The organism is Roseateles microcysteis (assembly GCF_036880965.1).
Classification (GTDB): domain Bacteria; phylum Pseudomonadota; class Gammaproteobacteria; order Burkholderiales; family Burkholderiaceae_C; genus JAUASW01.
Genome location: NZ_JBAJMV010000001.1, coordinates 426,545 through 448,464, shown reverse-complemented (window position 1 = coordinate 448,464; position 21,920 = coordinate 426,545). Strand labels below are relative to the sequence as shown.

Here is a 21,920-nt window from a genome sequence, read left to right as displayed (position 1 = left end):
TGCGGCTGCTCAGTCCGTCGATCTGCCGTTCTGTGCCACAGCATTCATTGCCAAGGGAATGGCGCGGTAGATTTCGATTTCGACGCGCCGGTTGAGCGCGCGACCACGGGCAGTTTGGTTGTCGGCAGCGTGGTCGCCAGTGCCTTGATAGGTTGCCCTGATTTGCGACGGGTTCACGCCGGCAGCCAACAGGTAGTCGCTCACCGCTCTGGCGCGGGCCCGCGCGATGTGGCTCTCTATGGGCGCATCACCGATCCCATCGGTGCGGCCACGCAACAGGATCAGCGGCGCGGCCTTCGCCTCTCTAGTCAGGTCCAGCGCCACGTCCGTTGGGATGTTGAACCGGGTGCTGCCGTAGTCAAAGCGAACGGTGAAAATGCTGTTGGGCCGCACGGCCGCTGCGGGCATCAGAGCCTGCGCCTGCAGGCCGGTCAGGGCCTGCTGAAGCGCGGCGATGTTTGCCTGGGTGACTGCGCTGGTCTCGGCGGCGCGCCCGGATTCGATGGCTCGCAGCCGGGTGTTCTGAAGATCGTTCTTGCAGACCTGCAGCTCAACGGCCATTGCCGTGTTTGCGGGGCGCTTTCGCGATTCATCGACCGATGGCGGTTTTGGCGGTGCACTGCAGGAGGCCAAGAGCGCAAGCCAGGGCACCAAGGGCGTGAGCAGGATCGCTGGTCGCATGGTTTTCTCCAGTCAGGAGTGGGTGAGATCTGTGCTTCGGTCTGCAGTGGCAGTTGCGTCCGCGTGGGGCGCGCGGCTTGTCATCAGGACACCGTCGCCGTCGGCCATGGGCTCGACCGTGCCTCCTGCGGCAAAGGCCGCGGGCGCTGATGGGTTGAAGAACTCGATCAGGGCGGCCGCCAACTGCTCGGGCGGCAGGTCGAAGTTGTCTGGCAACTGCGACATGTCGTAGGCCAGCGCACTGATATCAATGCCCTCGCCAGGCGCCAACTCATCGTCAACAAAACGCCAGCGCTGCTGGACATGGGCGAGGTGGCGATCCATATCCATCGGAGCCACAACCGGCGCCGGCAGCAGCCGCTTCCTGAACGCCTCATCGCAGTAGTAGCGGATCTTTTCGCCGAGGATGGGCTTGCAGCCCTCCATGATCACCACCAGGCGTTCGCTGCCGAGTTCCTTGAACTCCTGCGGCAACAGCAAGGCGCGCCGCTGCTCGCTGTCGTTGCGGCTGATGGTCGTGTGGCCCTGTCCGCTGGTGGACCGGCTGCGGCCACGCGAGGTGGCCTGCTCGGTGAAATTGCCGAGCATGGCGCTGTATTCGTTCGCATCACGCTGCTCACGTGGCGCGAACAGAATCTGCAGCCCGTGGTTCGTTGCGAAGGTCCGTGCCTCTTTGTCGCCGTACAACGCATCGAGCTGGGACATCGCTTGGACCACCGTCAGCAGGCGCAGGTTGTAGCCCGCGAGAAAGGCGGCCGAGTTCGTGATCACGGACACGCGCCCCATGGCCGTGAACTCGTCGTTCACCAGCAGACATTGGTAGCGCAACGTCGGGTCGTGCTCTGGCAGCTGCTGCGTGTTGAGACTCACCAACTGCGAGAAGAAGAGATTCAGCAGAGGCCGCGCGCTGGCGAGCCGATGCGGAGGAATGCGCACGTAGATCGACATTCGCGTGCGGCGTGGGTCTGCCAAGCTGAAGTCGTCGGCACTGGTGGCGGCGTCGACGATGGCGTCCGCAAAGATGGTCAGCGGTGCCACGAAGGTGGCCACGATGCTCGACATGGTGTTGTCGGAGTTGGACAGCAGGCGCTGAAGGGCATCGGTGCATTCGTCCGACAGCGGCTTCCGCTGTTCATGGCGTTTTGCAATCACCCCCGCCAGGTGCCCTCGCAGCGCTTGCCCCTTGCCCGATGATTGCCGCAACATCTCGCCGATGCTGCGAGGCAGTTCTGGGGATTCCAGCAGCAGCAGGCCCAGGCCCAGAAACAGGTTGCGAGCCTGGTCGTTGAAGAAGGCTTCGGACGAGCTGCCGCTGCCGTCGTTCGGAAAGAACACTTGCCCGATGTTCAGCAAGTCGCCGACCCGGTGCAACTCGCTTGAGCGCACGGCTGTCAAGGGATTCCAGCGATGGCTTCGGGCCCCATCGTCGAACGGCGAGAACGCATAGACCGTCTGTCCGCAGGCGTGGCGATAGCCGGCTGTGACCTCGTAGTTCTCGCCCTTGATGTCGAGCACGACAACCGAGTCGGGCCAGTTCAGCAGATTCGGTATGACGACGCCCACGCCCTTGCCGCTGCGTGTCGGTGCAGACAGCATCACCGACAGCTGCCCCTGCAGGGAGAGGAACTTGCCACGATGCCGCCCGACGAGGATGCCCGGCCTACCCGTGTCGTTCAGGCCTGCGAGCCGAATCTCGGTCGCCGTGGCAAATCGGGCGCTGCCATGAAGCGCTCGCCGTCGCTGGCTTGCCGCGACGAGCGCCACTGGCAGGACGACGAGCAGGCCGCCTGCCGACACGCCGATGGCGGCCCAGAGCTTCTTGCGCAGCGGCGGATCGTCGGCGTAAAGCCGCCAGTACTGGGCAATGCTGGTGAGCCTCGCCTGCGCAGGGTTCGCCTTGTTCAGCAGCAGGAACAGCGCGCCCGACAGGTAGGTCGCCGCACAGGTCAGCACCGCATACCCGGCGAGCGCGAAGATCCCGGCTGCAAGTTTTCTGCCGGTCGACCAGGCCGCAGACGGCAGGGCACCTGGGCCGCTCATGGCGATGCGTCCGGTCTGCCGCCGTACTGCGCCAGGCGGCGTGCGCGGGGTTCGTAGTAGATCTCGGAGATGAAGCGTCCCCGCTCGTCCCGGTCGAACTGCACGATGATGTCGATGACCAAGTGAAGCAGCCGCTTGATCTCGTCCATGGTCATGGCACCGCCAGCGCCTGACTCGCGGATCATCAACGCCATCTGTTCGACGGCCAGTGCGCAGCTGCCGGCATGGACGCTGGTGATGCTGCCGGGGTGGCCCGAGGCGGCCAGTCGAATGAATTGAAAGCACTCTTCGCCACGGACTTCCGCGAGGAAGATCCGATCAGGCTTCATGCGCAGGCAGGCCTCCAATAGCGACTTGGCCGTGACGCGCGCCGTGCCTTGGCCGTCCTTGCTGTAGAACAGGTGAACAACGTTTGGGTGATGGGGCAAGGTGAGCTCGGCCGCGTCCTGGATCGTGATCAGGCGCTCATGCCTGGGGACCTCCTCGATCAGGCCTTTCATGAAGGTCGTCTTGCCCGAACCGGTCCGTCCGCTGACGACAATCGTTTGGCGCTGGCGCACGGCCAGCCGCAGGAAGTCGGCGTAGTGGCGCGCCTCCTGGAGCTGAAGCAGCTTGGCTTCAAAGGACGGAACATCATCGCCGACTGTCGCCGCGCAGGCTGTGCGCTCGAACAAGCCCTCCTGCTCGAATGCGCGCAGGTCCTTGATCAGCGTGGCGGGCTTGCGCAAGGTGATGGACACCATGCCACGGGGCACAGCCGGTGGAATGGCGAACTGCACGCGTTCTCCAGATGGCAGCGTGGCCGACAACAGCGGCCGTTCCTGGTTGATCTGTTGGTCGCAGAACGTCGCGACGGCAGTCGCCAGTGAAAGACACCGTTCTGCCGTCATGTCCGGCGCGGCTACCGCCCGCCAGCCTTCCGCACTCTCCACGAGCAGTTCGCCGGGGCGGTTCATGCAGACCTCCTGCACGTTCGGCGCATCCAATTGCTCGCGCATGGGCCTCAGGAACTCGACGACCGAGGTGGCTTCCCCGTGCCATGCGGTCTCGCCATCGGCGCGGTCAGGCAGGTGAATGGACATGGCGTCAGGGCCGAGCCGGCCCCCCGGCGGTGGGCACCAGCGCGTACACGCTCGAGAAATCGACATCGCGCACGACGTAGATGCCGACGATGCCGCCCTGGTTCTGATAGATCAGCGGTGGAATGTTGATGGTGCTGTCCAGCACCTTCTCGGCCAGCTTGCTGCCGTTGGCCGTGGTGGAGGGCAGCACGATGGTGTCGCCCTGGCGGTCGTTGGACTGGTGTTGAATGACGAGCTTCACCGAGTCGTCGATGAGCGAGAGCAGCATCGCAGCGCCGATCCGCTCGCTCCAGCGGTTGTCGACATGGCCATCGATCCCGGATTCGCCGAGTTGCCCGGTCGCTGGCGAGTCGAGGTCGACGGTCACTCCCAGCGGGGTGCGTACGCGCGTCCACAGCACGGGGATGCGCACCATGCCGGGACGAGCCGTGGTGACGCGGTACTCGCCATCCAGATGCGAGCCGCGCTCGATCAGCAGCACGCGCCCGTCATCGCCGTACACATTGCGCTGGACCAAGCAGCCGACCATGCCTAAGCTTGCCGTGACGATCCGTGTCTTGAGGGCGCAGGTGAAGGCGGTTCCCTTTGGCAAGGTGAGGCTGCGGTTGCCAATCATGGATGCTGCGACCTTCGGCGTAGAGGATCCGAGGAGCTGGCCGCCGAGCAATCCGGCGTGTGAGGGGCTGCCGTACGCGTTTGGCGCGGGCATGCCCGTCGGGGCCATCGCCGGCAAGGCGCTGGCGCTGCGGGCCAGGTCGGCCGTTCGGTTCAGGTTCTCCAGCAGGCCCTGGAGTTGTCGCTGGTAGGTCTGCAGATTGCGTGACGTCGCATTCAACGGGTCATGGGAGCCGGTGTCGGCGTCGCTGGCATCGACAGGCCCGTGCGTCTCGGCGGCACGAAGCCCAGGGCCCGTGACCGGACCCTGGCCGGGTCGGGTGCTGACCAGGAGCACCGGCGCGTCTTCGGGCTGCAGCGGTTTGATGCCTGTGGCGCTCGATGGACTTGATCCCGTCCGGCGAACGCCGATTGGCTCCGCCAACTCCTCTTCGGTTGGCACCAACGCAGGGACTCTTGGCCCTGGTGTGGACGACCTTGGGGCTGCCGCTGTTGCGATCGTCCCAAGCTCAAGCCTGCGTGGCTCGCCGGTCGCCGCAGCCGGCTTGTCGCGGAGCATCTTGCCGTCCTCTGCATGGGTCGTCGTGGTCCTGACTGTGAAGCGCTGAATCGCGAGGGCTGAGGCGACCACCAAGCTGCTGACGAGCAGTACGACTGCCACCACCCCCTTCTTGGAGACGGGCTGCCGCTGCTGTGCCGCAACATCGGGCAGGCCCATTTCGCCAGGCAAGGGGGAGAACGAGCCATCACCCGCGCCCGGAGGCTCAGCGGTGCCAGCGGCGCCCTCGATGCGCGGTGGTTCTGCGGTCATGGGGCACCTCCCGGGCGATCAGATCGAAGGACTGCTTGTGCGGGCCGTCCTGGTTGCTCAGTCGCCCTCAGCGTGCGCCGAAGGCCAGGGACGGTCGTTGCCTCTTCGGGTGGCACGCCGTCGAGGTCGAAAGCCTCGTTCCAAAGCCCCACGACAGCCGCGCCGGCGCGCAGCACGAGTCGGCGGCTCACCCGGTCAACCACCAGCAGATCGTCTTCAATGCGCGCATTGACAAGCGTCTCGCTGCCGTCCGGCAGGACGTGGAACACTGCTGGTATTTCACGGTTTCCGAGGAAGCGCAGGTAGGTGAAACGGCCGTCATCGAAGACCAGGGTCGGCACGATGTCCTGCGAGTAGGCGCCTTCGGCCAAGGCGTACTGAGTGTTGAGCACGACTGGCTTCGCTTGCAGCCGCTCCGACACCAGCTGCTCCGCCGACGGGCGTGGAGGCAGCGGCGCCAGTGAGGCGTTCAGCGCTGGTGCGGACTGCATTGCCTGGGCTCTTGCCAGAGGGGCAAGGGCTGGCGCCGCGAGGGGTGGGGCTTTGACGACGAGTCGGTGGAGCGACGGCCGGGGATCTTCGTCGGCGAGGACAACGAGCCGGAAGTTGTGAATGCGCCGGTTGGTGACGACCGCGAGATTGTTGGGTGAGGCAGCGATGCGCTTGGGCTTGATGAACAGCGTCCGCCCCCCAGGCTGGGCCGCAATGCACCAGGCTGACTCCAATTTGGCGCAGTCGCCGCCGAGACCGGCGCCCACCTCGCTGATGGCCTCGTCCGCATCGAGCACCACCAGGGTCACGACGCCACGCTTGACCGGCACCGCGACCACGGCATGGGGGTCGTAGTGGACTTCGCGAAGGTGAGCATCGGTTCCATGGGCCGTGGCTCGCTGGGCCATCGCTCCTGCGCAGACGACCAGCAGGCTGCAGGCCGTCGCAAGATGCAATTCAGTCTTCATGGCCGGCCCCCTACGGTGGCGGTGGCGATCTCGGGGTCGGATCGATACGCCAGAACGACGAAGCCGAAGGGGTTCTCAAGTCGATCCCGCTCCTTGGCAAAGACGCGAGGTTGGTACTGGAACACGACACTGGCGATATGGCGTGTGGTCACCTCGGGCAGATTGCGGTCCGCGACCCGCGCCACCTTGTCGTAGGTGACCGTGGCCTCGCCCCTGTTACCACTGCGCCCCGATGCGGACAGCCGGATGCTGACGATGCCGATGCGCCAGTCTTCGGTCGCACCGACCTTTTTCTGCAGGGCGCTGTCGCCCTCGAACTGGCGGTTGTAGTCTGCAAACACGGCTGGCACGGCCATGCGAGCGACCTGGTCGAAGTCGCGCTGCAGGAACATCCAGCTGTAGCCCTCCCGTGCGCGGACGAAGGCGGCCAGATTGTGTTTGTCGAGAGCCTCCAGCGGGGGCACGGTCTCGACGCTGAGCCGCTGCTGGATGGTGGTCTCGCCCGTGAGTCGATCCACCACAATCGGGATCTCGACCACCTGCCGCAGCGGACCTTGAACAAAGACTGCGGCGATCCCGGTCAGCCCGATGAGCATGCTGGCGCCAGCGACCCACCAAGCGCGGCGCTCTGAGTATTCGAGCATCAGCGCCCGGTCAATCTCCCAGGCGGCGTTGGCGCTGATCGACGTCGTCGCTTCGGTGTCACTGCGATCAGTGTTGTCTTGATCAATGGGACCGGGCAATGCAGCGGCTCGTCCTGGCATCAGGAGTGCACTCATGGCTGTTCCTCATAGGGCCGCGCGGTCGCGCGGTTGGGGCTGGGTTCAGGGCAGGTAGTCGGCGACCTTCCCTGTACGGGTCAGCATCTGGTACTGACGCTCTCGATCACGCGACCGCGCGATGCGTTCCTCACTGTCCGACATGCCCTGCAGCATCTGAATTTGGGACATCTCGTGGTTCAGCAGCGCGTTCTCTGCGCCGATGCGTGCCTGGATTTCCAGAACGGCCTTCTGATCGACCGTGGCGTTGATCTGGCGCATCAAGGACTGGATCTGGTTGAGCCGGCCCGCTGCGGACTTCATGGCGTCCTGCAGCATGCCCTTCTGCTGGTATGGCTGTGCCAGCGCCGCCTGACATCGGGTTTGATCGTCGCCGCTGCGGTCGAGGCAGTTGTAGACCATGTGCCGATCACGCAATGCTTTCGCGGTGATGTTGAGACCCGCGTAGCCGGAGGCGTTGACCGCGTTGAACAGGGTATAGGCCTCGGCCGGCACATAGTTCCGCAACGTCGGATTGTTGAACACCTCTCCGAGGTTGCGAATGCCGCTGATGCTGCGGAGCTGGTCCTCCAACTGGACGATCTGTTGCACCTGGTTGTTGATCGCGGTGATGTCGTTCATCACCTGCTGGACAGTCTGGATCAGGTTGGCGACGTCTATCACTGGGATGCCTTGCGCCTGCGCTCGGTGGGGGCCGAAGGTGCCCGCGAGAATGCAGACGGCGGCGGCCAGATGAAGTCGTTTGCGCATGGCAGTGCTCCTGTGCTGGATGGAGTTACGTCCGGCCGCGCGTCGCGGCGAGCTTGTAGGCGGCAGCCCGTGCCGCACCGTATCCGCGGCTAGCCGCAGCCCTTGTACTAGAGGCTGCCGCGCCGACGGCTTGACCCATCGCGTACGGCGCCCCGGTGCCGGCCCGAACAACGCCTCCCTGAGCACCGCCGGCCGCCCCTCTTGCGAACGACGCTGAGCGCAGGCCCGAGACCATCATGACGTTCTGGATCATCTGGACGCCTTGCTGTACGGCAGCCCCGCCGGTCAGCGCCGCAGCGAGGCTCGGCGCCTGGAAGCAAAGGATCGCCAGCAGGATCATCACGATGCTGTACTTCAGTGATTCAGCGACGACGTTGAAACTAGGGCCGAGGAAGCCGCCTTGATCTTGAATGACTTGCACAAGCCTTTCTCCCATGGCAGCGCTGAGCCCCAACGAGAAAAACGCGAACCAGGCGAGTACCACAGCATTGAGGACCATGGACAACCAACTGTCGAAGAAGCGAGCAGTCGGGCGCCAGGCTAGACATAGGATGAAGAGCGGGCCGACCGCCAAGCTGAATGTGAGGAACACTTTCGCCAGCGTCACGACGAACAGCGCCAGACAGAGGAAGATGACGTTGCCGAGCGCTGTGACGACGGCTGCGAACACCAGGTCCAGCCGCGTGATGCCAGCGTCTTTTAGAAGGTCGACGACGAGCTGGCTGGCTCGTTCATTGAATGCGTCAAGAATTGCGTAGGGCGTTGTGGTCGTTGCGGGATTCGCGGTTGACGGAAGGAAGGTCGCGGCGACACCGGTCGCCAGCGCGTTTGCCGTTTCTGCCACTTGTTTGATGTAGACACCCGACTGGAGGGCGAACGCGAGCACCATGCCGATCTTGAAAACCTTCCAGACGAAAGCCGGAACGTTGTCCGACACCTCGTTGCGCAGAACAGCCCAGCCGAACAGCGCGACCCAGATCGTCATAGCTGACAAGGCGACCGGCGTGATCGAAGTCATCAGCGCCGCAATCACGCCGACCACGTAGGTGTTCAACACACCGTCGAACTGCGAGCCGACCCAGGCGAACATGATGATTTCTCACTGAACGATGGTGTTGGGCAGCGTCTTTGTGGTGACGCACTTGCCATCTAGGCTTGGCCGTTCGCACTGCAGCCACTGCCCCTTGGACTTCACGACCCAAAGTCTCGGCCGCTTCTCAGCGCCGAACGACGAGGCACGGCAGGTGCCCGGCCGTGCATAGAGCTCGGTGCACTCCTGAAGCCCTCCATTCGTCTCAATCATCAGCCAGCCGCCAGCGGTGCATGCGGGGCTGGTGGCAGGGCACGGCTTGCCAAGAGTGGCCTTGGGCAACGGCGGCGTCTCGACCCTGGTCGTGCCGTCGGCATGCCGGCTGACCGCCTCATTGCCCGTCACGAATTGCGCGCAAGCGCCTGTGGCTGCCAGTGCCAGCGCACTCAACGCTGCGAGATGCTGAACTGCGTTCATGCTGCTCTCCCGATATTGCGAAGCCTTCGATCCTGAACCTCCCGCAGGAAAACGGGAAGCCACTGAAACGGATCGTTGCCATGGCGTTCACGCACCGTATCGAGCATGGCTACGTTGTCGGTGGTGCCCGACAGCACGGCGATGAAGTCATCCAGGCCGGTCAGGTCCAATTCGCAGATTGCGCTGGTGTGCCCCTGCTTCACCAGGAATCTCCGGCCGCCTTGCGCGCTGAGGCCCCGCACGATGTCGAACTCGGCCTGGGTGAGCCCGAAGCCTTCGACATACTCCTCTCGAACAGCCTCGGGATTGGCCAGGAAGATCTTGGTCACACTCTGCTCGATCATCGTGCGGCCGATGGGGTGGCGCAGCACGTCGGACGGGCTTTGCGTGTCAAAGATGCCCAGGCCGTTCTGCTTGCGGATCGTCTTCTGCTTTTGCTTGGCGAAGTCGCTGAAGACCTCGTGGTCGAGCGCCTTCCAGAACTCGGAGATCACGTAGATGAGCCGCTCACCATTGACGAGTTCTTCCATCACCTGCAGCAGGTACATCATCACCGGCGTGCGGACCTCGGGCAGGCCAAGGAACTCGGTAGTGTCGAAACCGATGACTGCCGCGGCCTGCAGGTCGAGCAGCCGGTCGTCGGCTTCGTCGAAAACCCAACCCAGCGCGCCACCCTGGCACCAGCGGCCCAAGCGCTCGAACAGGCTGTTCTCGCCAGACTTGGGTAGGTTCTGCCGTACGGTCGAGAACCGGCGCAACGGTGCCGGCATCATCGCCACGGCCCGGACGGCATCCGCGATGGCGCGTTCGTCGGCGGGGAGCAAGGGCAGGGCGACGGTACCGATGCAGGTGCGTACCAGCTGCTCCCAGAACTGGATTCGCGCCGGCGTGGGTTCGCGCTGCAGAGGGTTGCAGCCCGTGGGTTTGCCTGCTTCCAGCGTGAAGTAGCGGCCTCCCAGCGCGCGGATGGCGATCTCACAGCCACGGTCCAGATCGAAGAGCACCAGACGTGGCGCGGGGGACCATTTTTGTGTGAGCGTCAGCAGGAACATCTCCAGCGTGGTCTTGCCCACGCCGGTCGAGCCGATGATCAGCGTGTTGCCCGGCAGCTTCTTGTCGGCCGAGTCTTCGCCTTCCGGGCTGCTGTGCAGATTCAGGTAGAACGGTTGACCGGAGGGCGTGCGCAGCAAGGCCAGCGCCTCGCCCCAGGGATTGCCATCGCGCTTGCCGCTGGCGAAATTGTGCGCGCTGGCCAGCGCCGCAAAGGCGCGCGATGACAGCTTGGCATCCCGTGGCCGCCATTGCCAATTGCCGGGCATCTGGGCAAACCAGGCGGCATCCGCCACCAGGTCCACAGGCGACATCTGCAGACTCGACGCTTCGCCGACGGCGCCAATGGCCTGCGCGGCACGCCGGCCGGCGTCGGCCAGGTCCTGGCCGAAGACGACCAGGCTGTAGTGATACTCGCCCATGCAGAACTGGCCATCTCCGAGGTCGTTCAGCGCCGTGTCCATCTCGGCGATCTGACTCGCCACCACGTCCTCGCTGGCGATCAATTGGTCGCGCTGCAGTTCCAGTGCCCGCATGGCGTCGCGGCGAGGCAGGATGGAGAAGCTCTGCGTCTCGATGAACTCGCTGTTTTCATAGAGCAGGGCGTTCAGGATGCCGGGCTCGACCGCATCCGCGTACTCCTTGATGTCGACCAGGGCGGCGTAGCGCCGCGTGTCGCCATGCCGCAGTTCGAGCTTGTCTCCGCCGAAGGACAGACGCACCGTGGGCAAGGTTCGGTACAGCGGACCGGCCGCCATCGGCACAGGACTCGAACGACCGTTGACCAGATAGCCGAAGAACTCTGCGACCTCGGAGTAGCTGCGTCCGCCCCGATGCCGGGCGCCCAGCAGCCGAGGACCGAAGCCCCGGAGCACGCGCGCCACCAGCGCAGACCGCTCTTCCATCACGCGCATCGCGTCGGCCTGGGCCTCGGCAATGGCAACCCGCGAACGCGGCCTGGCCCGCAGCGTGCGGCTGAGGCGGGAGGCAGCGGCCGGTCGATAGACCAGCGTCAGGTAGAGCTCATTGCTCATCATCGGATGCGTGCTGATTCTTGCCTGGTAGGCTCGGGACAGGTCGCGAGCAAAGCCTGACTCCGGCGGCTCATGCAGCTGATCGGTGACATGGCGGTGCAGGCGATGGGTCCAGACTGCCCATTGGCCTCCGGCCAGGTTGCGCAGCAGGCTGCAAAGCGCCTCATGTCGCTCCGCGATCTGGTGCTCGTCGGCACATTCGAAGGCGATGCCCTCCAGGCGCCAGACCCGCAGAAAGTCTCCGCCGCGCGTGATGACGTCGTGCGGACTGAGCATCGACGAGAAGGGGACGAAAGCGGCGAGGGGGTTCTCCGCACGTGCTCGCTCCCAGTGCCGCGGCTGGGCCTTGCGGCGCCATGGCAAGCGGCGCGCCGCCTCGGGAGTGCTAGTTGTGCCAAACATCGCGGGCTCCTCTGTAGTGGCTGGGTGAGTAGCTGCGCGCGCCCCAGAACCGGTGGTTGCGGTCATGCAAGCGCAGCTTCAGCGCGACGAAAACTTGCCTGAAGCGCTGATCGTCCTTGGTGCTCACGAGTCGCATCCAGAGCCATGTGGGGCCAACGGCTGCGACGACGCACAGGGCGACCCACCAACTGATCAGGATGCCGCCCCACAGGATTAACAGCATGCCGGCGCCCAGCAGCACCACCAGGGGAGTGAGCGGGACGCCCAGCGTCATGGCCGGCCGCGTCGCGCCCTTGTAGATGGTTTCGCGTTGCATCGCAGTCACCGCCCTGGGTCAGCTCACGATGAACGCTGCAAACGCACCGGCGCCGCCAATCAGCGTGCCGCCGATCAGGATGTTCGCCACATCGACCAGGCGCGCCGCCTGAAAGATCATCTTGAACCCCGCCCAGATGATGGCGATGGTGACCACCGCGATCGACACCACCACCAGGATGGCGTTGACGTTCATGACCGTGGTGTTGATCTTCTCGAATCCCTGGGCGAGGGCGGCCTGAGTCAGTGTCCCCAGTAGCAACGGCAGCAATGCGCTCGCGGCCCGGCGAATCGTCGTGATGATCTTCATGGCTTTTCCTTTGGTTGCGCAGTGGTGGATGGGCGGGCCAGGTCGCCAGCCGCAGCGGCGACTTTGCGCACATAGCCGTGTTTGAAGCCGGTGACGAAGTCGCCGCTGTAGTAGCAGGACAGCGCCTGTCGCAGCGCGGTCTGCTCCGTACTCGGCAGGTTTTGGGGCGCTGGGACCCGGGCCATGCATTCGGTCAGCACCGCCTGCATGGCGCTCAGGTTGGTGCAGGGCTCAAAGGCCGTGTCCACCGTCAAGCCCAGGCGCTCGAAGTTGCCCAGGTTGATCTGGCCAAGCCCTACGCTGAAATTCCATCCGGTGGCGTGCAGGGCCTGGGCCGTGGCCAAGGCTTCAGGGCGGTTGCGGGGCTGGCGCGCCAGCTGGCCGCCGACCACGCCGATCGCCCATGGGTTGAAGGCGCTCTCGACGCTGACCAGCGCGCGTGCCGTGTCGGCATGCAGCTGCGGGGCGCAGGCCAAAGCCAAAGCGACGAAGGCGGAGGCATCCATGCTCACGCCCTCAGTTGGCAGTGCCAGCCGGCGGCGGCTGGTTGGCGAGCCAGGCGGCGTAGTCGTCGTCGAACCGCGTGTCCCAACTGCCGAGTTGAGCCTTGGCGGCCGGACTGAACTCGGTCACCGTGCTGCCGTCCATGCTCCACCAGGTGCGAGCGAAGGGTGTGCCGTTGACCGTGACGGACACGGCGCCGGCGTAGTCGCAGTAGTAGCGCGGGCCCTTGGAGCCAGCGGGGAGCCGTGTGTACTGAGGCGGGCAGAAGCCGGGCGCACTGGCCCAGGCGTGGCTAGCGGTGTTGTCGCTCCCGACCATCGCGCAGTTGGGGAAGGTCTTACCCCGAGCCAGGTCCCGCAGCAGCTGAGTGATCGTGGGCACGCATTGGGGAATGGAGCGCCAGCTCGGGGCGGCAAGGCAGAGCAAGACCTGGCACCCGTCGACCGCTGCTGCGGGCGTGCTCGTGCCCAGCAGCACGGCGAAGGTCGTCAGCGTGGCAGCGCCGCCGCGGATCCGGCGGATGGGCGTCGCAGCGGCATCCCTTCTGGATGGGCTGAGTGGTGCGGAGGTCAGGCAGGTAGTCATGGCGGAGCTGGCAGTAGTTGGGACCGAGGGGTTTCGCATCAGGGCGCGTTGCTGCGTCCTGTATGGAAACTCTAGGTGCCAAAACGGCTAGCTCGTGTGATGGCTTTTGACGAAGAATCAGCGGGGACGGTTTCCACAAGCTGTGCTGGTCGCGAGCGGCTGTTGCGCAGCGTCAAGAGCCAGTCACGACCGCCAAGCCTGCCCACGCTAGGTATCGATAGGCCGACATCCGATGCGGCGATCCGCATTGGGATGGATGGCCGAAGTTCGACGTACAGCGGACCATGGCCAGCGACTGATCGGCCGTACGGCTTGAACGCCTGCTTCGTCGTCATGCGAACTCACGGTGCCGACCCATTTCAGCCCTCGGGTTGCTTGGACTGGACGCCTATAACCTGCCGCTCAGAGATTAGCTCGCGCTGATGCGCGCCGTAGAAATGACAGTACACACACAATTCAATGCGGGCTGCGGTCTCGACTTTATCGGCGCAACGCTGCGTGCGGGGCGGGGATTCCGCCAGAGCCACTGGCCGGCTCCGGAGCATCTGCGTCGTCGGCTTCATCGAACACGAGGCGCAGCGCATACGGCACAGAACGGGGCCGGGTCGCGCCCGCGAACATCACCAGCAGCCGCTGCACCTCGTGGCGGAAGAAGCCCTCCGGCGGCACATGCAACTCCAACCGCGCGGTGAGCAGGTTGTTGTCGTCGATAGCGGGATCCTTGCGCTCAGCCTTGCCGCGGGCCTGCCGCAGCTGCGTGGCCAGGGCTTGGGGTTTGGCGCCTTTTTCCGGGGACGCGACCGAATCAGCCAGGCGTCGCAGCAGCGCATTGATGGGCGGTAGCTCGCCCTCGTTCAACCGCTCAGCCACGCGGACCGGATTCAGGTCCACCGGGAAGGTGATCGCGGCCAGGGCCTGTCGAACGCGCGCCCAGCCGTGCTGTGACGCCGCGCCTGCGGGCTGTGCGTCCATCAGCAGCTGTTCCCAGTGAGCGTCTGTATCCACGTGGATCACCGATCCGGTCAAAGTGGCCAGGTAGAGCGCGGACTCCAGGTTCAGCCCTTTGTAGATCTGGTGCTGCGCACCGGCTTCTCTCACGGGCAGCGGCTGCAGAAGTAGGTATGGGTCGGCCTCGGCCTGGCGCCGGAAGTACGCGACCATCTGATCCACCATCGCGTCGCCTGCGTCGGGGGCCTGGTTGGCAATGTGGCGGCGCAGGGAGTCTTGCGGCAGCATCCGGATCATCCGGCGACCCTCGTCCTCGGCGAGCTTGAGCCGTTGGTGAAGGCCGCCCTTGGGCGGTTTCCACCCAGCGGTGCGGCGGGTCAACACCTGCCTTACGTGCTGGCCGAGAGGGGCGCAGACCTCGCCGGGATCCGGCACGAAATGGACGAGGCCGGCACGGATGTACGGCTCCAGCTTTAACAGCAGCATGACGTTTTTGAGCGTCTGCATCTTGTGGCCGGCGGGCGAGTCGATTGGGCTGAACTCGGGCTTCAAGTTCCGCGCCACGAAGAACGGGTTCACGAGCACGATCTCATTGACATATGGCAGCCAGCCCAGCACCGCCGCTTCTACCGTGCGTGGATCGGCCAGACCGAGGAAGACCGAGCGCAGCTTTTTGGGATGGGGACGCGGCAGCAGCGTGGCGAGGTCGGTGTCGTCAGGCCAGAGGGACGAGAAGGCGCCGTTGATGCGCTGGACTTGGTCGTCGCTCAGGGTGCGGCGCACGTCATCCCAGGTCGCACCGTCCTGCAAGCCGAGGATGCCAGTGACGACATTGCAGAACATCAGGTTGCGCTCGCGCAGGCCGTAGACCTCCCACGGCGGGCGCTCGGCGAGGGGCAGGCGCTGGCAGCAGTCCTTGAAGGCGTACGCACTGCCGCAGCCGCAGTAGTCGTTGGCCGCGATGCTCTTGCACGGCGACTTGCGGGTCAGGAATTCGTGGGCCTTGGACGTGCGGCCGTGTTCGTCCCAGTACCCGGAGCTGCCATCCTTGTAGCCGACAAAGATCTCGCCCCCGAACTGCCAGAGGTCGGACTTCGGCAGCAGCACCTGGGCGATCTCGGCCCATGTGCCGCGGTAGTGCCGCTCAGGGTAGAGCCAGTCCTTGTGAGCCGCCGCGATGCAGCGCTTCGCGCGCAACTTGAGCAGGTGGTTGATCGCGATCACCTCGTCGCGGGTCAGGCGACGGTCGCGGATGAACGCGTCCGTGCGCACCAAGCCCATGCCCTGGTGCCGGGCGTTCGTGCGAAGGCGCGTCAGGTCTTGCCGGTCGGGCGCCTTGGCATATTCGAGGTGCGTAAAGATCAGGCAGGTGTTGGCGTCCAGCACGAACACGGTCTGCGTGCCAAGCGACGCCACCATCGGGTCCAACGGATAGGCGCAGTCCTGCTTCGTGGGATCGATCTGCGGGTTGTAGACCGTCACCGGGTGGTCCGTCACGATGAACTTCACGTCCGAGTCAGCCGCCGACACGACCTCCCGAACGCCCTCGGCCCACATCGTGCAGTGCATGGTCCGCAGGGCCTGCATTTCCACCATCAGGTCGATCTGGTCCAGCTTGCCGTAGCACGATCGGATCCAGTCCAGCCCCTTGGGCGTGCGTAGCTTCTGCGCGGCCATGTGCTCGAAGAAGTCCTCGAACAAGTCATGGACATCGGCGTGATCGCCCTTCACGAAAGCGAGCACCGCCTTGGCACCCTGGTCATCGATGGCGCCGAACAGGTGCTTCTCGATGTCGTCGCTAACGATCGAGCCGAAGTGCGTGGTGTACAGGTCGTACTCCACGAAGCAATTCACAGGGCCCCATTCGTGGAGCGCCTTGCGCGGGACCTGGCGGCCATCAAGCAGCGTCTTGCGGTCCGGATCGAGGTTGAGGTGGAAGAGACGAGACTGGCCCGGGGCGAGGAAGCCTCGTTGGTACCACTGCGGGACGTAGTGGTTGTTCCGGGTCTGCTGGTCGGTCATCCGCTCACTTGGGTCGTTCGGAATCCTGATTGTCCCTTGGGTGCGTCCGACCACCGTGCGCGCCTCATACGCTTGCAACGAGGTCGTTCATGCTCTTGAAGTGAGCCGCGTCACTGTGCTCGATCAGGGCAAACAGATCCCTGAGCACCGACGGCGTCTCGGCCAGCATCGACGGGTTGTGCTCCGGATCCGCGATCTGGTCCAAGTGCGAGAAGGCGTGCAGGAACCGCAGGATGCGCGTCTTGGCGGCGTTGTCGTGGTCGATGGCGTCGAGCTGCTTGTAGAGGTCGCCGGTCTGGTGAGGAACCCGGAAGGCGAGGAACGCCTCAAGCAGGCGTCGGGCCATGTTGGGCAGCGCGTAGTACGCCTCCAGCGTCGGCGCACTGGGCTTCTTGGACTCATCCTGCAGACGCTTGAAGAGGTAGTGGTACTCGGACTCGTAGCCCTTGAGCAGGGGATCCAGCTCGGAGAGCTTCGCGCCGCGCGTGCCGTCCTTCACCTCCGTGGACAACATGTAGAACCTCGCGGGGTGGAGCGCGGCATCCTTCTTGTTCTGCTGCGGCAGCTTGTCGAACCAGAGCCGGACCTGACGGAACAACGTGAAGTTGTGGGTCAGGACGAACAGCTGGCCCGCCGCAGCCGTCCGGGCCTTCATGTAGCCGAACGCGCTGAAGAGGGAGTTCGCATCGAGGCTGGAGACGGGGTCATCGATGACAACGACGCCGTTCTCCAGATCGAAGTCGGTGCCCTTCAGGGACTTCAGGAAATACAGGAACGCGATGGACGTACGCTCGCCGTCGCTCAGGTGCAGCGCGGGCTGGTCGCCGCGCATGATCTTGTAGCCGTTCTGCTCCACATCGAAGCGCAGCTCGTCGCGCCCGAGGTACGAGGCCAGTTCCTTGTTCAGCTCCTCGGCGGGCCGCCGGTGCTGGCGCACCTGTTGCTCCAGCGCGGCGATCTGCCTTTTGAGGTCGTTGGCGGTATCCGTCGCAGTCTTCTGATCGGCAGTCGCGGTGGAGACTGCGGCGGATCTCGTCCTCCAGTCGGGCAGGGCGCGGAGCAGCTCATCGCGGGCCAGCGACTTTCTCGCGTCGGCGACGATGGTCTCGAAGTTCGCGGTCTGGAGGTTGTGCTCGGTGATCAGCTCGCTGAGTTTCGCGAACGCGGTTTGCCCGAGCGCCGCGCCGACGACCGCCATGCCGGTGTACAGGCCGCGGAAGAGCGTTTCCCACCCGCTGGCCGGTGCGTCATCAGGCTTGTGGCTGCTGATGAACGGCATCAGCTCCATGCTCTTGAACGGCTCATCCCGCTTGGCGTGCAGGGCTCGAAGCAGGACATCCAGCGCCGACGTCATCATGCTAGCCTGGCTGTTGAGGGACTTGAGCGCCTCGCCGTAGGCGGTGCGCAGGTTGGCGTAAAGCGCCTCCTTGGGCGGGATCTCCAGCGATTTCTGAAACGCTTGGGCCTTCTGGACCTCGGCGATCAACTGGCCAAGCTCTGACTGGAATCGCTTGAACTCGTCGTTGAAGTGATCTTCAAGCTGCTGGACGCGCTCGGGCTTCAACGGGCCGCCGCAGAACTCGCAGGTGTCGGTCGCGTTCTCCCCGGTGTGTAGGGTCAGGCCGGAGGCCACCCAGGTGGCAAGGCTCGGGTTGGCTGCCAGCCGATCCACCACCTTTGACACGACGGAGCGCTCAAGCGCCGCTCGCGTCTTGTTGGTCATATCAACAAGATCGGGAAAACCCTCCGATGGCTCATTGACGGTGTCCATGATGGCGGCGTTCCTCGCGTCGAGGTGCTTCTTCCGGTCGACTTCCGACAGCTTGGCAGGCTCGGGGTTGGCCTGGGCGAGGCTCGCGACGTCCGCCTTGAAGTTGGCAGCGTTGTAGTTGTTGTACGGTCCACCACCGGCGACCGTCAGCAGGCTCTTGATGCCCTTGGCTTCTTCGGAGCAGAGCGACTCGAAAGCAGTGCTGGCGGTGGCCTCGTCCCTGCGATGCTTGACCGCCTGTTCCAGCGCCGTGTTCAGCTGGATCGTGAGCTGTTCGATCTGCTTTTGCTTCTCGACGCTGTCCTCGCCGAGGAAGAACACGGGAGGCAGTTGCTGGCCGGCGGACTCGAAGACGCTGCGGTCGACCGTATCCCGATTGAAGACGCGCAACGCGGGCAGGGGCGCGGTGCCGAAGTCAGCGCCGTTGACGATCGCCTGGTCGACGAGCACTTGCACCTGGCCCTCGGAAAGTGGCTGCTTGAGCTGGAGGTGCCGGAAGATGGTGGACAGCGAGGTCTTCCCCGCACCGTTCCATCCGTAGATGACGTTGTAGCGGCTGAAGTCGTGAAGGCCCGTCGCGGGCCAACTGAAATCCCGAAAGATGCGATAGCCGTGGGCCTTCGCAAGGCGTGCAATCCTCATCCGATCTCCCTGGTTCTCTGTCTCGTGCCGGGGCGCCTTTCATGCGTCATTGAAAAAACGCCTTTTGGCGCTCATGCGTAGACCTTGAACAAGCGATCCCGTCGGCCAGCGATAAAAACCTTGATGAAGATTCGTCGGCCATCGAGTGCTTTCGCGCTCCAACCGAAGTAGTCCGCACCAGTGAATCGCAGGGTCGTCGTGGAATGCGCCTCTACCTTTGAGTCCGAGTGGTCGTAGTCCGGACTCGCAATCACCTCAAACGAACGCAAAGGCCAATAGCCCGTTACGTAGTACAGCTCCCAATAGGTGAGCAGCAATGGGCTACCGGAAATGTTGCGAACCAGGACGCAGTTTCCTTCCTCGGGATTGCTTGTAAAGGAGTGGCTGAGGTTGGCGCCGGCTGGCGTTGGCACGATGAAGCAGGAACGGAATCCATACTGGCTTGCGAGATTGATGGCCTCTTGGTCTGCGCCTTCTTCGATCCTCACCTGGCGGTCGGTGCCGGGGATCGTGTGCGTGCGTGCGAATCGGAACCAGGGGTGCGTCAGGATGGGCCCGAGGCCGTCTTGCGCAGGCGCGTAGTCTGGGTGGCAGGCGAAGAGGGTGAGGCAGGAGGGTTCAGGGCCGCCCTCTGGGATGGCCGCGGAAAACAGGCTCGCGCTGGCGCCAATCGCCGCCGTGGCATTGACCAACCTGACGAGGAGTTCCGGCGGATCTGTCGCCGCAGGGATCTGCACGATGGCGTCCAAGGCTTGGGCTGGGTAGTTCGCCGTTCGCGCGCGCTCCCGAATGCTCATGCGAAGTGGGACTGTCAAAGACATGGGCGAACTCCTTTCTGAGCTGCGCAAAGCGGATCGGGTCGTCGAAGCGCAGCGGATCGGTGGCCAGGAATGCGTCGAATTGCTCGCGTGTGGCGAACAAGGTCCAGGACTGCGCATGGGCGTTGCCATGGACCCGCCGGGTCCGACTTGCCGCCACGCCGGACGGCACAGCGATCAGGCGGAGCCGGGCAGCGGGCGCGACATGTTGCGGGAGTTTCCCCGCGTGTTCTCCGGTGATTGACGCGATGTTGGCTGTGTTTCGGTGCGTCACGGTGTGCTCCCTGCAGACGCTGACTCAGTGCGTTGACTGCGTCTTGCGCGTACGGAATGATGTTGATGTCTGTGTGTGCTTTCAAGAGCTGATGAGGGTTTGAATTCCGCCGTTCGGAAAATCCGCACTTGACGTGGTGCGCGTCTCCACGCCGCTTCGATTTGCCGCAACGAAGCGTTCTTCCTGGGCAATGGCGTCTGGATCCGAGGTTGTTAGCTCGTGACGGTGCTGCGTGCGGCCAGATGAAACAGTCGGCCGGAAGCTGTTGGCTGGCCTTCGAACGTGGCGGTATTCGTTCGGCTCTCGGTGCTCACGCCGAATGTGGCTGGCGCTGTGGGGTTTCCCGCTCAGGGCCGCTGGCCTAAGATCGTGGCGATCAACTCCGATGGCTTCGGGCTGGAACGGGAGGTTCCATGGCAACGGTCAAGGATTGGCGAGCCCTGTTCTCGCGCGTGAAGGCTGCGCTAATGCACCGTGGTTGCACGAGCGACGACGCCGATGACCTGGCTCAGGAAGCCTACCTGAAGCTCATGTGCTACGAGCTCAAGCACACGGTGATGAAGCCCGATGCCTTTTTGATGCGAACGGCGCTGAACCTGGCGATCGACGCCTATCGGGTGCAGCGAAATCGCGGCGAACTGGTGCTGCTTGAAGAGATGACGCTCGACGAGTTGGTGCGGGCCGACCCGGTGCCGACCACCGAGGCCACTGTGTTGGCGAAAGAGCGGCTGGCACGACTCGCCGAGAGTCTGATGGACGTCGGCGTCAAGACGCGCCGGATCTACCTGGCGCATCGCTTGGACGGCATGACGTATCCGGAGATTGCGCAGCACCACGGGATGAGCGTCAGCGCCGTCGAGAAGCATATGGCCAAGGCTACGATGGCGGTGATGCAGTGGATGGAGGGCTGGTGAGATGGGAGCCGGTGGCATGAACAGCCTGGACGGGTCGGATAGCACGGGCGGCGATCCTGCGCCCGTCGTGACGCGCAAGATCGCTGCAGAGGCTGCGACCTGGATCGCCCGTCTTCACGGTCCCAGCAGGTCGCCTGAGATGGAACAGGAGCTGCGCGAGTGGCTGTCGCGTTCCGCCGCCCATCGCCACGCTTTCGAGAAATGCACCGATGTCTGGCAGGAGGTGGAGGGCGTCAGCGTGGCGGACGTCTACGCCGGCGTTGCGGCCCGGTCATTGAATGCCGCCCTGGCGGGCGAACGCAGGTGGGCACGCATGCGGTGGCCGCTGGCGGGCCTGCTGGCGGTGTTGATCGCCGCGGCAGCATTCGCGGCGCATCGGTGGTGGGGCGTGGATGTCTACGCCACCAAGGTTGGCGAGCAGCAGCTGTTGTTGCTGGAGGACGGCACCCGCCTGTCCCTGAACACGGACACCCAGGTCCGCGTGGAGATCGACTCTGCTCGAAGATCAGTGCGCGTCGAGTGGGGCGAAGCGATCTTCGAGGTCGCCAAGGACCCGTATCGCCCGTTCGTTGTGCGCGTGGCCGACAGCGAAGTGCGTGCCATTGGCACCGTCTTTGCGGTGCGCCTGCCCGGCCGCAGCACAGATCACCGCGATGAACCGGTGGCGGTGACCTTGATCGAAGGGCAAATCAGCGTGCGCTCCGCCGTCGGCGACGCGGGGCAGGGCGTAGCTTCGGCGCAGCCGGTGACGATGCAGGCGGGTGATCGCATGCTGCTGGTCGGTACTCAAGGAAGGCCCGGCGTTCCTGCGATGGAGCATCTGGATCGACCTCATCTCGACCGCCTGGTCGCATGGAAACGCGGTGAGATCGTGTTCGACAACATCCCACTGCCTGAGGCGGTGGCCGAGATGAATCGCTACACGCGCACGCCGATGGTGTTGATCGGTGATGCGACCGCGCTGCGCGTGAGCGGTCTGTACCAAACCAGCGACAGCCCCGCCTTCGCGCGGGCTATCGCCGCGCTTCATGGACTGCAGGTCCATGAACATGCGGGACGTCTTGAGCTGGCCACCACTCATTAGGAGTAGCCCTGACGGAAATCATT

The 21,920-nt window shown here is 64.5% G+C and carries 20 protein-coding genes; 3 read left to right on the top strand and 17 right to left on the bottom strand.

Annotated features, from left to right (window positions below):
• Positions 1-9: 9 nt before the first annotated feature.
• From V3596_RS02065 to V3596_RS01985, 17 genes are all read right to left on the bottom strand, one after another.
• Positions 10-681: an OmpA family protein gene (locus V3596_RS02065; RefSeq protein ID WP_334275926.1), complete on the bottom strand. Its 672-nt coding sequence runs from the start codon at positions 679-681 to the stop codon at positions 10-12.
• 12 nt (positions 682-693) lie between these two features.
• The gene (locus V3596_RS02060) at positions 694-2,721 is read right to left on the bottom strand and encodes a type IV secretory system conjugative DNA transfer family protein (RefSeq protein WP_334275925.1); all 2,028 of its coding nucleotides are present in this window, start codon (positions 2,719-2,721) and stop codon (positions 694-696) included.
• Positions 2,718-3,803, bottom strand: a complete 1,086-nt coding sequence (gene virB11 / locus V3596_RS02055; protein WP_334275924.1) for a P-type DNA transfer ATPase VirB11 — start codon at positions 3,801-3,803, stop codon at positions 2,718-2,720. The genes V3596_RS02060 and virB11 overlap by 4 nt, the downstream gene beginning before the upstream one ends.
• 4 nt (positions 3,804-3,807) lie before the next feature.
• On the bottom strand, positions 3,808-5,229 hold the full coding sequence (gene virB10 / locus V3596_RS02050) for a type IV secretion system protein VirB10 (RefSeq protein ID WP_334275923.1): 1,422 nt from the start codon (positions 5,227-5,229) through the stop codon (positions 3,808-3,810).
• Complete coding sequence (locus tag V3596_RS02045) at positions 5,226-6,188, bottom strand: TrbG/VirB9 family P-type conjugative transfer protein (protein ID WP_334275922.1); 963 nt, start codon at positions 6,186-6,188, stop codon at positions 5,226-5,228. Before V3596_RS02045 ends, virB10 begins: the two co-directional genes overlap by 4 nt.
• The gene (locus V3596_RS02040; RefSeq protein WP_334275921.1) at positions 6,185-6,967 is read right to left on the bottom strand and encodes a VirB8 family type IV secretion system protein; all 783 of its coding nucleotides are present in this window, start codon (positions 6,965-6,967) and stop codon (positions 6,185-6,187) included. Before V3596_RS02040 ends, V3596_RS02045 begins: the two co-directional genes overlap by 4 nt.
• Before the next feature lie 45 nt (positions 6,968-7,012).
• Positions 7,013-7,717 carry a TrbJ/VirB5 family protein gene (locus tag V3596_RS02035; RefSeq protein WP_334275920.1) on the bottom strand — a complete coding sequence of 235 codons (705 nt, stop codon included), beginning with the start codon at positions 7,715-7,717 and terminating at the stop codon, positions 7,013-7,015.
• Positions 7,718-7,742: 25 nt separating this feature from the next.
• Entirely contained in the window at positions 7,743-8,807 is a 1,065-nt protein-coding gene (locus V3596_RS02030; protein WP_334275919.1) for a TrbL/VirB6 family protein, read from the bottom strand.
• A gap of 9 nt (positions 8,808-8,816) precedes the next feature.
• On the bottom strand, positions 8,817-9,224 hold the full coding sequence (locus tag V3596_RS02025; protein ID WP_334275918.1) for a hypothetical protein: 408 nt from the start codon (positions 9,222-9,224) through the stop codon (positions 8,817-8,819).
• Complete coding sequence (locus V3596_RS02020) at positions 9,221-11,710, bottom strand: VirB4 family type IV secretion/conjugal transfer ATPase (RefSeq protein ID WP_334275917.1); 2,490 nt, start codon at positions 11,708-11,710, stop codon at positions 9,221-9,223. Before V3596_RS02020 ends, V3596_RS02025 begins: the two co-directional genes overlap by 4 nt.
• Positions 11,694-12,026, bottom strand: coding sequence for a VirB3 family type IV secretion system protein (locus V3596_RS02015; RefSeq protein ID WP_334275916.1), 333 nt, complete (start codon positions 12,024-12,026; stop codon positions 11,694-11,696). The genes V3596_RS02020 and V3596_RS02015 overlap by 17 nt, the downstream gene beginning before the upstream one ends.
• 18 nt (positions 12,027-12,044) lie before the next feature.
• The gene (locus V3596_RS02010) at positions 12,045-12,335 is read right to left on the bottom strand and encodes a TrbC/VirB2 family protein (RefSeq protein ID WP_334275915.1); all 291 of its coding nucleotides are present in this window, start codon (positions 12,333-12,335) and stop codon (positions 12,045-12,047) included.
• Positions 12,332-12,841 carry a lytic transglycosylase domain-containing protein gene (locus V3596_RS02005; RefSeq protein WP_334275914.1) on the bottom strand — a complete coding sequence of 170 codons (510 nt, stop codon included), beginning with the start codon at positions 12,839-12,841 and terminating at the stop codon, positions 12,332-12,334. The genes V3596_RS02010 and V3596_RS02005 overlap by 4 nt, the downstream gene beginning before the upstream one ends.
• Positions 12,842-12,851: 10 nt before the next feature.
• A complete protein-coding gene (locus V3596_RS02000; RefSeq protein WP_334275913.1) occupies positions 12,852-13,424 on the bottom strand; it encodes a hypothetical protein in 573 nt (190 codons plus the stop codon).
• Positions 13,425-13,904: 480 nt separating this feature from the next.
• Complete coding sequence (locus V3596_RS01995; protein ID WP_334275912.1) at positions 13,905-16,394, bottom strand: DUF4238 domain-containing protein; 2,490 nt, start codon at positions 16,392-16,394, stop codon at positions 13,905-13,907.
• Positions 16,395-16,458: 64 nt separating this feature from the next.
• Entirely contained in the window at positions 16,459-18,807 is a 2,349-nt protein-coding gene (locus V3596_RS01990) for an AAA family ATPase (RefSeq protein ID WP_334275911.1), read from the bottom strand.
• 71 nt (positions 18,808-18,878) lie between these two features.
• Positions 18,879-19,556, bottom strand: a complete 678-nt coding sequence (locus V3596_RS01985; RefSeq protein WP_334275910.1) for a hypothetical protein — start codon at positions 19,554-19,556, stop codon at positions 18,879-18,881.
• Positions 19,557-19,626: 70 nt separating this feature from the next.
• On the opposite strand from V3596_RS01985, the gene V3596_RS01980 reads away from it, so the two are divergent.
• The 3 genes from V3596_RS01980 to V3596_RS01970 all read left to right on the top strand — a co-directional run bounded on the left by V3596_RS01980 (position 19,627) and on the right by V3596_RS01970 (position 21,897).
• Entirely contained in the window at positions 19,627-19,869 is a 243-nt protein-coding gene (locus tag V3596_RS01980; RefSeq protein ID WP_334275909.1) for a hypothetical protein, read from the top strand.
• Positions 19,870-20,312: 443 nt separating this feature from the next.
• Positions 20,313-20,813 carry an RNA polymerase sigma factor gene (locus tag V3596_RS01975; protein ID WP_334275908.1) on the top strand — a complete coding sequence of 167 codons (501 nt, stop codon included), beginning with the start codon at positions 20,313-20,315 and terminating at the stop codon, positions 20,811-20,813.
• A 16-nt stretch (positions 20,814-20,829) separates the two neighbouring features.
• The gene (locus V3596_RS01970; RefSeq protein WP_334275907.1) at positions 20,830-21,897 is read left to right on the top strand and encodes a FecR family protein; all 1,068 of its coding nucleotides are present in this window, start codon (positions 20,830-20,832) and stop codon (positions 21,895-21,897) included.
• The last annotated feature ends 23 nt before the right edge of the window (positions 21,898-21,920 follow it).